Origin of the sequence: Herbaspirillum sp., assembly GCF_035644555.1 — a bacterium.
Lineage (GTDB): Bacteria > Pseudomonadota > Gammaproteobacteria > Burkholderiales > Burkholderiaceae_D > Herbaspirillum.
Map to the genome: position 1 here is coordinate 18,309 of NZ_DASQOH010000027.1, position 12,252 is coordinate 30,560.

Here is a 12,252-nt window from a genome sequence, read left to right on the forward strand (position 1 = left end):
CTGTTTATCCGAACAGTGCTGTATCATCCCGGGATTATCACAGAAGCTGCAGCTCACGCACATCAAAGACGCCATGATCGGTCGCCTCTCAGGAATTCTTCTAGAAAAAATCCCCCCGAATCTGCTGGTCGACTGCCAGGGCGTCGGCTACGAGGTGGTGGTGCCGATGAGCACCTTCTACAACCTGCCCGGGCTGGGTGAGAAGGTGACGCTGCTGACCCACCTCGCCATCCGCGAGGATGCCCACATCCTGTTCGGGTTTGGGACCGCCGAGGAACGCAATACGTTCAAGGAGCTGATCAAGATTTCTGGCGTCGGCGCCCGTACCGCGCTGGCCATCCTCTCGGGCATGTCGGTGGCCGATCTGGCCCAGGCCGTCACGCTGCAGGAGGCCGGTCGACTGACCCGTGTGCCGGGCATCGGCAAGAAGACCGCCGAACGCCTGTTGCTGGAACTGAAGGGCAAGCTCGGTGCCGACCTGGGCGCGGTGGCCGGCGTGGTCCACAGCGACGCCACGGCCGACATCCTCAACGCCCTGCTTGCGCTGGGGTATTCGGACAAGGAAGCCAGCCTGGCCATGAAGCAGGTTCCCAAGGACGCCAGCGTCTCGGACGGCATCAAGCATGCCCTCAAGGCCCTCTCCAAGGGCTAGGCCAGGGCCGACAAGGATCAGAGCATGAGCATCCAGACCGACGATTTCTCCGAACAGCGCATCATCGCCGCCACTCCGGCTTCGGCCAACGAGGAGGCCATCGAACGCGCCCTGCGGCCCAAGCACCTGGACGAATACGTCGGCCAGGAAAAGGTCCGCGCCCAGCTGGAAATCTTCATCTCGGCCGCCCGCAAGCGCGGCGAACCGCTCGACCACACCCTGCTGTTCGGCCCGCCCGGCCTGGGCAAGACCACCATGGCCCACATCATTGCCCGCGAGATGGGCGTGAACCTGCGCCAGACCTCGGGCCCCGTGCTGGAGCGCGCCGGCGACCTGGCGGCGCTGCTGACCAATCTCGAAGCCAACGATGTGCTCTTCATCGACGAAATCCACCGCATGTCGCCGGTGGTGGAGGAAATCCTCTACCCGGCCCTGGAGGATTATCAGATCGACATCATGATCGGTGAAGGCCCTGCAGCCCGCTCGGTGCGGCTGGACCTGCAACCCTTCACCCTGGTCGGCGCCACCACCCGTGCCGGCATGCTGACCAACCCGCTGCGCGACCGCTTCGGCATCGTCGCCCGGCTGGAGTTCTACACCCCGCCCGAGCTGGCGCGCATCGTGACCCGCAGCGCCGGACTGCTCAACGCCCCCATCGTCGACGATGGCGCGCTGGAAATCGCCCGCCGCAGCCGTGGCACGCCGCGTATCGCCAATCGCCTGCTGCGCCGGGTGCGCGACTATGCCGAGGTCAAGGGCCAGGGCCGCATCACCCGCGAGATGGCCGACGCCGCCCTGGTGATGCTGGACGTGGACCCGGTCGGCTTCGACCTGATGGACCGCAAGCTGCTCGAGGCCGTGCTCTTCAAGTTCGGCGGCGGCCCGGTGGGGCTGGACAACCTGGCCGCTGCCATCGGCGAGGAACGCGATACCATCGAAGACGTGCTGGAACCCTACCTGATCCAGCAGGGTTACCTGCAACGCACCCCGCGTGGCCGCATCGCCACCGGCGCGGCCTATCAGCACTTCGGCGTGGCAGCCCCGCGCACCGGTCCCAATGGCGAGCTGTGGGGCGCCTGACCCATCTGTGACATTCCGTTTTCTCGCCAGTTAGGTGACTTTTGCAACAGCTGAAAAACAGCATGACGCGTGACGAGGCAATCAGATGAAATTTTTGTCAGATCTCGTCAAAAAGCGAGTTTTTGCTTGTGCAAAAATTAATCGTCATCGACAATGGATAGCTATTCACTATCTTTCGATGTGAGCCCTCCATGCTAATGTCGAGCCAAGCCCTTCGATACGCGCATCAGCTGCTCGATGCGCGCGCCCAGTCTCGCATCATCCCGCGCATCTCCGAATCCGAACCGCTGTCGGTGGACGATGCCTACGACATCGCCCACAACATCCGCAACATCCGTGTCGCCCAAGGTGAGCAACCCGTGGGCCGCAAGATCGGTTTCGTGGTGCGCAAGAACTGGGAGCGCTACGGCATCATCGACGACACCCGCATCCCCACCTGGGCACCGATGTGGGACACCACGGTACGCTTCGCCGACGACAACCACGGCGCCCAGTCGCTCACCGGCGCGGTGCAGCCGCGCATCGAACCCGAGATTGTCTTCAAGCTCGGCAGGACCCCCGCAGCCGATGCCTCCCTGGATGAGCTGGCCGATTGCCTGGAGTGGATGGCGCATGGCTTCGAAATCGTGGTCTGCCCCTTCCCCAACTGGGAATTCACGGTGGCCGATTCGATTGCCGCCTTCGGCCTGCATGGCACCCTGATCGTGGGCGAGCCGCATGTGCTCTCCTCGGCCACCAAGCATCACCTGCCGCAGATCCTGGCCGGCGCCAGCGTATCGCTGTCCTGCAATACCGAGTCGTCCAGCGTGCTGCGCGCCGCCGGCTTCTGCAATGACGAGATGGACAGCCCTCTGCATGCGCTGTGGCACCTGCACCAGCTGCTGCAGAAGCAGAGCCGCTTCCGCAAGCTGCAGGCTGGCGAAATCATCAGCACCGGCACCTGGACCGACGCCTGTCCGATCGAACCGGGGCAGACCTGGACCACCGCCTTCTCCGGCGTGACCCTGCCGGGTCTGACGGTATCCTTCGTCTAGCCACGGGACGGCGTTTTCATCTTGGCCATCTGGGTTGATGCGGACGCCTGTCCGGGCGTGATCAAGGAGATGCTGTTCCGGGTCGCCGACCGTACCGGCATCATTGTCACGCTGGTGGCCAACCGGCCGCTGCGCACCCCGCCTTCACGCTTCATCAAATCCATGGTGGTCCCGGCCGGTTTCGACGTGGCCGATCGCGAGATCGCCCGCCAGGTTGCGCCCGGAGACCTGGTGATCACCGCCGACATCCCGCTGGCGGCCGACGTCATCGGCCGCGGCGCGCTGGCGCTCAATCCGCGCGGCGAGCTCTATACCGGCCAGAACATCGGCCATCACCTCAGCACCCGCAACTTCATGGAAGAACTGCGCAGCAGCGGCGTGGAAACCGGCGGCCCGGCCGCCTTCAGCACCAGTGACGGGCGCGCTTTCGCCCGCGAACTGGACCGCTACGTCCTCAAGGCCGCCCGCCCCGCCTGAGTCGCGCTTACTGTTCGCGCAGCCAGGTCTGGGTCCGACCCAGCATGGGCATGCCGACATAGCCGCGCACGTTGAGCTTCTGGCCATCGTCGACCACGCTCAGCTTGCTTTTGTAGACCTTGCCATTGGCCGGATCGATGATTTGCCCACCGTTGTACTCGTCCCCGTCCTTCTTCAGGCCCGACAGGATGGTCATGCCGATGACCGGCTTGTCCTTCAGATCTCCTTCGCATTTCTGGCAGACCGGGTTCTGGTCTTCCTCGGGGGCGCGGAACAGCTTTTCTATCCGGCCGCTCAACTCGCCATTGTTCTCGGTGATGCGGATCAGTGCCTTTGGCTTGCCGGTGGAGTCGTCGATACTCTTCCACAGACCGAGCGGAGAGCCATCGGCCCAGGCGGCGGCGCTGGCCAGCAGGCCGGCGATGAGGAGGGTGCGCCCGAGCAGGCGGGCGGGGGATGCGGTGCGGGTCATGCTGGTCTCCTGTTCATCAAGTCGAATGCCATAAAAAAGCACGATTGTTCTAATTTTTTCGATTCAGTCTAGACAAGCCCGCCCTGCAAGGCAAGCACAAAAAAACAAAAGCCGCCGTCCCGGGCTGGGACGACGGCTTGGGCAGGAAAAGGCCGGGCTTACTTCAGCTTGGCCAGTTGTTCCTTCACCTTCTCCAGCGTGGCGCTGAAGTTGGCAACACGTTCCTTCTCCTGCGCCACCACGGCCTCAGGGGCACGCGCCACGAAGCTCTCGTTGGACAGCTTGCCGTTGGCCTTGGCGATCTCGGTGGTCAGGCGGGTGACTTCCTTGCCCAGGCGCTCACGCTCGGCGGCCACATCGATTTCCACCTTGAGCATCAGCTTGACTTCGCCGACGATGGCCACCGGTGCCGGCGACTCCGGCAGCTGCGCCACGATCTGTGCTTCCGACAAGCGTACCAGGCCTTGCAGGTAGGGCAGGAAGGACTCCACCGCAGCGGTGTCGGCCGCTTCCACGATCAGCGGCACGCGCAGCGACGGCGCCAGTTGCATCTCGCCACGCAGGTTGCGGCAGGCATCGGTATAGGCCTTGAACTGGGCGACCCAGGCTTCGGCCTCGGTGTCGATCTTTTCCAGGTCGGGACGCGGATAGGCCTGGCGCATGATGGAGTCGCCCGCCGGATCGGGTTTGCGGTCGGTCAGCGGCGCCACGCTCTGCCACAACTGCTCGGTGATGAAGGGCAGCACCGGGTGCGCCAGGCGCAGCACGCTTTCCAGCACGCGCAGCAGGGTACGGCGGGTGGCGCGCTGTTGCGCCTCGTTGCCGCTCTGGATCTGGGCCTTGGCCATTTCCAGGTACCAGTCGCAATACTCGTCCCAGACGAACTTGTAGATGGCAGTGGCGATGTTGTCGAAGCGGTAGTCGGCAAAGCCCTTTTCCACCTCTGCCTCGGTACGCTGCAGCAGCGACACGATCCAGCGGTCGGCCTTGGAGAACTGCAGCTTTTCCTTGTCGCAGACGCCCTTGACGTGACCGTCGAAACCGCAGTCCTGGCCTTCGGTATTCATCAGCACGAAGCGGGTGGCGTTCCAGAGCTTATTGCAGAAGTTGCGATAGCCTTCGCAGCGGTTCAGGTCGAAGTTGATGTTGCGGCCCAGGGTCGCCAGCGAGGCGAAGGTGAAGCGCAGCGCATCGGTGCCGAAGGCCGGGATGCCCTCGGCGAATTCCTTGCGGGTGGCCTTCTCGATGCTGGGTGCCCGCTTGGGATCCATCAGGCCAACCGTACGCTTTGCCACCAGATCGTCCACCCCGATGCCATCGATCAGGTCGATCGGGTCCAGCGTATTGCCCTTGGACTTGGACATCTTCTGCCCCGAGGCATCGCGCACCAGACCGTGCACGTAGACAGTGTCAAACGGCACCTTGCCGGTGAAGTGCGTGGTCATCATGACCATGCGCGCGACCCAGAAGAAGATGATGTCGAAGCCCGTCACCAGCACCGACGAGGGCAGGAACAGCTTGTAATCCGGGGTTTCTTCCGGCCAGCCCAGGGTGGAGAAGGGCACCAGTGCCGAGGAGAACCAGGTGTCGAGCACGTCTTCATCGCGCTTGACGGTCTTGCCGCCGGCCTGTGCCTTGGCTTCTTCTTCGGTGCGGGCGACATAGATGCCGCCGTCCTCATCGTACCAGGCCGGGATCTGGTGGCCCCACCACAGCTGGCGCGAGATACACCAGTCCTGGATGTTGTTGAGCCACTGGTTGTAGGTATTGGTCCAGTTTTCCGGCACGAACTTGATCTCGCCCGAGGACACCTTCTCCAGCGCGGTCTCGGCAATCGATTTGCCCGGGAAGTAGGTCCCTTCCGGCGCCGGCTTGCTCATGGCCACGAACCACTGGTCGGTCAGCATCGGCTCGATCACCACGCCGGTACGGTCGCCACGCGGCACCATCAGCTTGTGCGGCTTGACCTGTTCCAAGAGGCCCAGCGCCTCCAGGTCGGCCACGATCTGCTTGCGCGCCTCGAAGCGGTCCAGACCCTGGTACTTCTCGGGGGCGTTCTCGTTGATGGTCGCCTTGAGGGTGAAGACGCTGATCTTTTCCAGGTTGTGGCGGGCGCCGACCTGGTAGTCGTTGAAGTCGTGCGCCGGGGTGATCTTCACGCAGCCGGTGCCGAATTCCTTGTCGACGTATTCATCCTGGATGATAGGGATTTCGCGGCCCACCAGCGGCAGCTTGATCATCTTGCCCACCAGCGGCGCATAGCGCTCGTCGGTCGGGTCCACGGCCACGGCGACGTCGCCCAGCATGGTTTCCGGACGGGTGGTGGCCACCACGATGTGACCGCTGCCATCGGCCAGCGGATACTTGATGTGCCACATGGAGCCGTCTTCTTCCTCCGACACCACTTCCAGGTCCGAGACGGCGGTGCCCAGCACCGGATCCCAGTTCACCAGGCGCTTGCCGCGATAGATCAGGCCTTGTTCGTACAGGCGCACGAACACTTCGGTGACGGCCTTGGACATCTTCGGGTCCATCGTGAAGTATTCACGGGCCCAGTCGGTGGAGGCGCCCATGCGGCGCATCTGGCCGGTGATGGTGGAGCCGGATTTCTCTTTCCACTCCCACACCTTCTCGACGAACTTTTCACGGCCCAGGTCGTGGCGCGAGACCTTCTGCGCATCCAGCTGGCGTTCCACCACGATCTGGGTGGCGATACCGGCGTGGTCGGTGCCGGGAATCCAGGCAGTGTTGAAACCGCGCATGCGGTGGTAGCGCGTCAGGCCATCCATGATGGTCTGGTTGAACGCGTGACCCATGTGCAGGGTGCCGGTCACATTGGGCGGCGGCAACTGGATGGAAAACGAGGGCTTCTCCGCGTCGGTGGTGGCGGCGAAGTAACCGCGCTTTTCCCACTCCTCGCGCCAGAATTTCTCAATCTCGGCAGGCTCGAACGACTTGGCTAATTCCATGATTTGACGTGTGTTTTTGCGAAACCCAACATTATAAGGGACGGGGAGGGCAAATCCCTCCACGGGCGCGAAATTGACGCGTCCCCGGGGGCAGGGCAGAAATGCGCAAGGGCGACCCTCAACATGTTGCCGCCAGGCAGCCTGATGGCTTCAATTGCCGCGCTGCACCTCCAGCTCATCCAAAATGAAGCCTTGTTCATCGCCGTATTTGGAGTAAAATCCGGCCCACGACAAGGTCCGCGCAAGCGGCCCGCGTCGCATCGCTAGGGGTCCTGGCACCGGAGCACATGCTCTGGCAGCCGGGTGAGAAATACCCTTGAACCTGATCTGGATAATGCCAGCGAAGGGAAGCAACCGGCAGCATGACGTACCCACGGCACCGTCCCATCCCCGCCGTCCGTCCTCTTCCGCAACCTCCTTTGCTGGCTCCGAGCCAAGAGTCATCAAGCAAAGGAGCCGAAATGAATGCCAACCCGAAATTCCTGTCCGCGACGGCCACCGTCGACGAGGCAGCCGTCCAGCCTCTCCCGAATTCCCGCAAGATCTACGTGACCGGCTCGCGCCCGGACATCCGCGTGCCCATGCGCGAGATCAGCCAGGCCGATACCCCGGCCATGTTCGGCTCGGAAAAGAATCCCCCGATCTATGTCTACGACACCTCCGGCCCCTATACCGACCCGGACGTCAAGATCGACATCCGCGCCGGTCTCTCCACGCCGCGCCTGCCCTGGATCCTGGAGCGCGACGATACCGAAGAGCTGCCCGGCCCCACCTCCGAATACGGCCAGCAGCGCCTGAACGACCCGGCCCTGGCCGAACTGCGCTTCAACCTGCACCGCAAGCCGCGTCGTGCCAAGGCGGGTGCCAATGTCACGCAGATGCACTACGCCCGTCGCGGCATCATCACGCCCGAGATGGAATTCATCGCCATCCGCGAAAACCTGCGCCGCAAGGAATACCTGGAGCAACTGAAGGCCTCCGGCCCCATGGGCAACAAGCTGGCCGACCTGATGGGCCGCCAGCATCCGGGCCAATCCTTTGGTGCGTCGATCCCGGCCGAGATCACCCCGGAATTCGTGCGTGAGGAAGTCGCCCGTGGCCGCGCCATCATCCCCGCCAACATCAACCACCCGGAAGTGGAGCCGATGATCATCGGCCGCAATTTCCTGGTCAAGATCAATGCCAACATCGGCAACTCGGCCGTGACCTCCTCCATCGGCGAGGAAGTGGAAAAGATGACCTGGGCCATCCGCTGGGGCGGCGACAACGTGATGGACCTCTCCACCGGCAAGAACATCCATGAAACCCGTGAATGGATCATCCGCAATTCGCCGGTCCCCATCGGCACCGTGCCGATCTACCAGGCACTGGAAAAGGTCAACGGCAAGGCTGAAGACCTGACCTGGGAAATCTTCCGCGACACCCTGATCGAACAGGCCGAGCAGGGCGTGGACTATTTCACCATCCACGCCGGCGTACGCCTGCAATACGTGCCGCTGACGGCCAAGCGCATGACCGGCATCGTCTCGCGCGGCGGCTCCATCATGGCCAAGTGGTGCCTGGCGCATCACCGCGAGTCCTTCCTCTACGAACACTTCGAAGAGATCTGCCAGATCATGAAGGCCTATGACGTCAGCTTCAGCCTGGGCGACGGTTTGCGTCCCGGCTCCATCTACGACGCCAATGACGAAGCCCAGCTGGGCGAGCTGCGCACCCTGGGTGAGCTGACCCAGATCGCCTGGAAGCACGACGTGCAGGTCATGATCGAAGGCCCCGGCCACGTGCCCATGCACCTCATCAAGGAAAACATGGACCTGCAGCTGGAGCAGTGCCACGAAGCGCCGTTCTACACCCTCGGCCCCCTGACCACCGACATCGCCCCCGGCTACGACCACATCACCTCCGGCATCGGCGCGGCGCAGATCGGCTGGTACGGCACGGCCATGCTGTGCTACGTCACCCCCAAGGAACACCTGGGCCTGCCCAACAAGACGGATGTGAAGGACGGCATCATCACCTACAAGATCGCCGCCCACGCCGCCGACCTGGCCAAGGGCCATCCCGGCGCACAGATCCGCGACAACGCCCTGTCCAAGGCGCGCTTCGAGTTCCGCTGGGAAGACCAGTTCAACATCGGCCTGGACCCCGACAAGGCACGTGAATTCCACGACGAGACCCTGCCCAAGGACTCGGCCAAGGTGGCGCACTTCTGCTCCATGTGCGGCCCGCACTTCTGCTCCATGAAGATCACCCAGGAAGTGCGCGACTACGCCGCCAAGGAAGGCATCTCCGAGATCGACGCCTTGAAACAGGGCATGGAAGTGAAGTCGGTCGAGTTCGTCAAGATGGGCGCCGAGATCTACTCGAAGCAGTAAGCGCAGCCATGCAGATCGAACTGAACGGCAAGCCTCACCCGCTGCCCGAGGGCGCCACGCTGGAACAGCTCATTGCCGGCCTCTCCCTGGCCGGCAAGGCGGTGGCCGTGGCGGTCAACCGCCAGGTGGTGCCCGGCGCGCGCTGGCCCACGCACGCGCTGGCCGAGGCTGACAAGGTAGACGTGGTGCGTGCCATCGGCGGCGGCTGACTGCCTATCGCCATGCAGCGCACCTCACAGACAAGGAATCGACATGAACATGAATGACGCCCCCCTTCAGCAAGAAGACCAGGGCCTGACCATCGCCGGCAAGACCTATCGCTCGCGCCTGCTGGTGGGTAGCGGCAAGTACAAGGACCTCGACGAAACCCGCGCCGCGACTGTGGCCAGCGGCGCCGAGATCATCACGGTGGCGATCCGCCGCGTCAACATCGGCCAGGACCCCAACGCTCCCAGCCTGCTGGACGCGGTGCCGCCCTCCGAATTCACCATCCTGCCCAATACCGCCGGCTGCTACAACGCCGCCGATGCCGTCTACACGCTGCAACTGGCGCGTGAACTGCTGGGCGGTCACAAGCTGGTCAAGCTGGAAGTGCTGGGCGATGAAAAGACGCTCTTCCCCAACATGCCCGAAACCCTCAAGGCCGCCGAAACGCTGGTCAAGGATGGCTTCGACGTGATGGTCTATTGCAGCGACGACCCCATCCAGGCGCGCATGCTGGAAGACCTGGGCGTAGCCGCCGTCATGCCGCTGGCCTCGCTGATCGGTTCCGGCATGGGCATCCTCAACCCCTGGAACCTGTCGCTGATCATCGAGCAGTCGCGCGTGCCGGTGCTGGTCGATGCCGGTGTGGGAACGGCCTCGGATGCCGCCATCGCCATGGAACTGGGCTGTGATGGCGTGCTCATGAACACCGCCATTGCCGGCGCGCGGGACCCCATCCGCATGGCGCGCGCCATGAAGCTGGCGGTGGAGGCGGGGCGTGAAGCCTTCCTCTCCGGTCGCATCCCGCGCAAGTTCGCCGCCTCGCCATCCTCGCCGATGGCGGGTCGCGTGGCCTGACGATGCAAGCCGCCTATCGTCCCACGCCGCCCTGCGTGCTGGTCTTCTCCGGCTCCGACCCCAGCGGCGGGGCCGGCATGCAGGCCGACATCCCGGCCATCACGGCGCTGGGTTGCCATCCCTTGTCGGTACCTACGGCGCTGACCGTGCAGGACAACGTCAGCGTCTTCGCCGTGCAAGCGCTCGATCCGGATCTGGTGCGCTACCAGGCCCAGGTCTTGATCGACCGTTTCGATATCGCCGCCGTCAAGCTGGGTATTGCCGGCAGTCATGCCAATGCGGAGATGATTGCGTCGCTGATCCGCCAATTGCGCAAGCGCAATCCGGAGATGCCGGTGGTGCTTGATCCGGTGCTGGCCAACGGCCGTGGTGACCAGCTTTCGCGCGACGATGCGGCGCGCGTGATCGAGCCGCTCTACGACCTGGCCACCGTGATCACGCCCAACCTGAACGAGGCGCGGCGCCTGTGCGGCGATGTCGCCCCGGCGCGGCAGGCGGCAATGCTGATGCAGCGTGGCTGCGGCCATGTCCTGCTCAAAGGTGGGCATGGTCCGTTGGAAGAGGATGTGATCAATCGCTGGTATGGCCAGGGGTTCCGCTCGGAATTCGCCGAGGACGCCATCGAAAGCGCCCGCTGGCGCTGGAGTCGTCTGCCGGATGAATTCCACGGCAGTGGCTGCACGCTGGCGGCGGCGCTGTCGGCCTGCCTGGCGCGTGGCCTGCCCATGCGCACGGCCATCGAGCTGGCCCAGCGCTACACCCAGCACGCCTTGTCCACGTCCTACGCCATCGCCGCCGGGCAGCGCATCCCCAACCGCGTGCCCGTGTTCGAACCCGAAGTTGATGCCGCTGCGGCGGCAGGAGCCTGACATGAAACCCGACTACACCAACCATCTGCGCGGCCTCTACATCGTCACCCCCGACTGGGACGACACCGCGCAACTGCTCGCCGCCACCGAGCTGGCACTGCAGAATGGCGCCGCGCTGGTGCAGTATCGCCACAAGACCGCCGGCCCCGTCCAGCGGCGCGACCAGGCCAGTGCACTGCTGGCCCTGTGCCGCCAGCATCAGGTGCCATTGATCATCAACGACCACGTCGACCTGTGCCTGGAGATCGATGCCGACGGCATCCACGTCGGCGGCACCGATGCTTCCATTGCCGAGGTGCGTCGCGCAGTGGGGCCGGACCGCATCGTCGGCGCCTCCTGCTACGGCACGCTGGAGCTGGCGCATGCGGCCTATCGCGATGGCGCCAGCTATGTGGCCTTCGGAGGGTTCTATCCCTCGCGCGTGAAGAAGTACGATTTCCGTACCGCGCCGGAAATCATTGCGCAATCCAAACGCGAGATTCCCCTGCCGGTGGTGGTGATCGGCGGTATCACCCTGGAAAATGCGCCGCCGCTGGTGGCGCAGGGAGCGGATATGGTGGCCGTCATCAGCAGCGTCTACCTGGTGCCGGTACAGGAACGCAAGACCAGGCAGCTGGCGGATCTCTACGCCTGATCCGAGACCCGACGCAGCATCGCAGAACGAAAAAAAACCATCCGCGAGGATGGTTTTTTTTCTTGCAGGCCGGTTGCGCGATGTCGATCAGCCTTCCAGCAGGCTGCGCAGCATCCACGCATTCTTTTCATGCAGTTGCATGCGCTGGGTCAGCAGGTCGGCGGTCGGCTCGTCGGCAGCGGCATCGACGGCGGGGAAGAGCGAACGTGCGGTGCGGGTCACGGCTTCCTGCCCTGCCACCAGCTGGGCGATCATTTCCTGTGCATTGGGTACGCCATCGGCTTCGGGGATCGAGGACAGCTTGGCGAATTCCTTGTACGAACCCGGTGCCGGATAGCCCAGGGCGCGGATGCGTTCGGCGATCAGGTCCACCGCCAGCGCCAGTTCGGTGTACTGGCCTTCGAACATCAGGTGCAGGGTATTGAACATCGGACCGGTCACGTTCCAGTGGAAGTTGTGGGTCTTCAGGTACAGCGTGTAGGTATCGGCCAGCAGCTTGGACAGGCCGTCGGCGATCTTCTTGCGGTCCTTGTCGTTGATGCCGATGTTGATCGAGGGGGCTGCCACGTTTTTCTTTGCCATCTTTCGCTCCTTAGCTGTTCGGTTTTTCATAAGCGGGTGAACACAA

General features: G+C 63.8%; 12 protein-coding genes and 1 riboswitch. Of the genes, 9 read left to right on the forward strand and 3 right to left on the reverse strand.

The genetic code is table 11. The features are described from left to right. The first annotated feature begins 73 nt into the window (after nucleotides 1–73). The 4 genes from ruvA to VE092_RS07770 all read left to right on the forward strand — a co-directional run bounded on the left by ruvA (nucleotide 74) and on the right by VE092_RS07770 (nucleotide 3,243). Entirely contained in the window at nucleotides 74–652 is a 579-nt protein-coding gene (gene ruvA, locus VE092_RS07755; RefSeq protein WP_077235750.1) for a Holliday junction branch migration protein RuvA, read from the forward strand. Nucleotides 653–676: 24 nt separating this feature from the next. Further along, nucleotides 677–1,732 (forward strand): Holliday junction branch migration DNA helicase RuvB, encoded by a 1,056-nt coding sequence (gene ruvB / locus VE092_RS07760; protein WP_006463636.1) that lies wholly within the window; start codon nucleotides 677–679, stop codon nucleotides 1,730–1,732. Between the two features lie 191 nt (nucleotides 1,733–1,923). Further along, a complete protein-coding gene (locus VE092_RS07765; RefSeq protein WP_324875476.1) occupies nucleotides 1,924–2,766 on the forward strand; it encodes a 2-keto-4-pentenoate hydratase in 843 nt (280 codons plus the stop codon). A 21-nt stretch (nucleotides 2,767–2,787) separates the two neighbouring features. Next, a complete protein-coding gene (locus VE092_RS07770; RefSeq protein WP_324875477.1) occupies nucleotides 2,788–3,243 on the forward strand; it encodes a YaiI/YqxD family protein in 456 nt (151 codons plus the stop codon). 7 nt (nucleotides 3,244–3,250) lie between these two features. On the opposite strand, the gene VE092_RS07775 is transcribed toward VE092_RS07770, so the two are convergent. Both VE092_RS07775 and VE092_RS07780 read right to left on the reverse strand, forming a co-directional pair. After that, nucleotides 3,251–3,715, reverse strand: a complete 465-nt coding sequence (locus VE092_RS07775) for a DUF2147 domain-containing protein (protein ID WP_324875480.1) — start codon at nucleotides 3,713–3,715, stop codon at nucleotides 3,251–3,253. Between the two features lie 158 nt (nucleotides 3,716–3,873). Further along, nucleotides 3,874–6,684 carry a valine--tRNA ligase gene (locus VE092_RS07780; protein WP_324875482.1) on the reverse strand — a complete coding sequence of 937 codons (2,811 nt, stop codon included), beginning with the start codon at nucleotides 6,682–6,684 and terminating at the stop codon, nucleotides 3,874–3,876. 255 nt (nucleotides 6,685–6,939) lie between these two features. Next, nucleotides 6,940–7,050: riboswitch (TPP riboswitch) on the forward strand. A gap of 95 nt (nucleotides 7,051–7,145) precedes the next feature. Between VE092_RS07780 and thiC the strand changes: the two genes are divergently transcribed. From thiC to thiE, 5 genes are read left to right on the forward strand one after another with little or no spacing between them, the layout of a single operon-like run. Further along, complete coding sequence (gene thiC, locus VE092_RS07785; RefSeq protein WP_324875484.1) at nucleotides 7,146–9,059, forward strand: phosphomethylpyrimidine synthase ThiC; 1,914 nt, start codon at nucleotides 7,146–7,148, stop codon at nucleotides 9,057–9,059. A gap of 8 nt (nucleotides 9,060–9,067) precedes the next feature. Next, complete coding sequence (gene thiS / locus VE092_RS07790; RefSeq protein ID WP_324875486.1) at nucleotides 9,068–9,268, forward strand: sulfur carrier protein ThiS; 201 nt, start codon at nucleotides 9,068–9,070, stop codon at nucleotides 9,266–9,268. A 43-nt stretch (nucleotides 9,269–9,311) separates the two neighbouring features. Further along, on the forward strand, nucleotides 9,312–10,121 hold the full coding sequence (locus tag VE092_RS07795; RefSeq protein WP_324875488.1) for a thiazole synthase: 810 nt from the start codon (nucleotides 9,312–9,314) through the stop codon (nucleotides 10,119–10,121). A gap of 2 nt (nucleotides 10,122–10,123) precedes the next feature. Next, a complete protein-coding gene (locus VE092_RS07800; RefSeq protein WP_324875490.1) occupies nucleotides 10,124–10,990 on the forward strand; it encodes a hydroxymethylpyrimidine/phosphomethylpyrimidine kinase in 867 nt (288 codons plus the stop codon). A gap of 1 nt (nucleotide 10,991) precedes the next feature. After that, nucleotides 10,992–11,624 carry a thiamine phosphate synthase gene (thiE, locus tag VE092_RS07805; RefSeq protein WP_324875492.1) on the forward strand — a complete coding sequence of 211 codons (633 nt, stop codon included), beginning with the start codon at nucleotides 10,992–10,994 and terminating at the stop codon, nucleotides 11,622–11,624. Between the two features lie 87 nt (nucleotides 11,625–11,711). Here the strand turns inward: thiE and VE092_RS07810 are convergent, their stop codons facing one another. Then, nucleotides 11,712–12,206, reverse strand: a complete 495-nt coding sequence (locus VE092_RS07810; protein ID WP_006463646.1) for a Dps family protein — start codon at nucleotides 12,204–12,206, stop codon at nucleotides 11,712–11,714. Between the last annotated feature and the right edge of the window lie 46 nt (nucleotides 12,207–12,252).

Coding starts and splice junctions, on each gene's coding strand:
- VE092_RS07780 (WP_324875482.1), bottom strand. CDS start 6,684: ATGGAATTAGCCAAGTCGTTCGAGCCTGCCGAGATTGAGAAATTCTGG.
- VE092_RS07775 (WP_324875480.1), bottom strand. CDS start 3,715: ATGACCCGCACCGCATCCCCCGCCCGCCTGCTCGGGCGCACCCTCCTC.
- thiC (WP_324875484.1), top strand. CDS start 7,146: ATGAATGCCAACCCGAAATTCCTGTCCGCGACGGCCACCGTCGACGAG.
- thiS (WP_324875486.1), top strand. CDS start 9,068: ATGCAGATCGAACTGAACGGCAAGCCTCACCCGCTGCCCGAGGGCGCC.
- VE092_RS07810 (WP_006463646.1), bottom strand. CDS start 12,206: ATGGCAAAGAAAAACGTGGCAGCCCCCTCGATCAACATCGGCATCAAC.
- VE092_RS07800 (WP_324875490.1), top strand. CDS start 10,124: ATGCAAGCCGCCTATCGTCCCACGCCGCCCTGCGTGCTGGTCTTCTCC.
- ruvA (WP_077235750.1), top strand. CDS start 74: ATGATCGGTCGCCTCTCAGGAATTCTTCTAGAAAAAATCCCCCCGAAT.
- VE092_RS07795 (WP_324875488.1), top strand. CDS start 9,312: ATGAACATGAATGACGCCCCCCTTCAGCAAGAAGACCAGGGCCTGACC.
- VE092_RS07765 (WP_324875476.1), top strand. CDS start 1,924: ATGCTAATGTCGAGCCAAGCCCTTCGATACGCGCATCAGCTGCTCGAT.
- thiE (WP_324875492.1), top strand. CDS start 10,992: ATGAAACCCGACTACACCAACCATCTGCGCGGCCTCTACATCGTCACC.
- ruvB (WP_006463636.1), top strand. CDS start 677: ATGAGCATCCAGACCGACGATTTCTCCGAACAGCGCATCATCGCCGCC.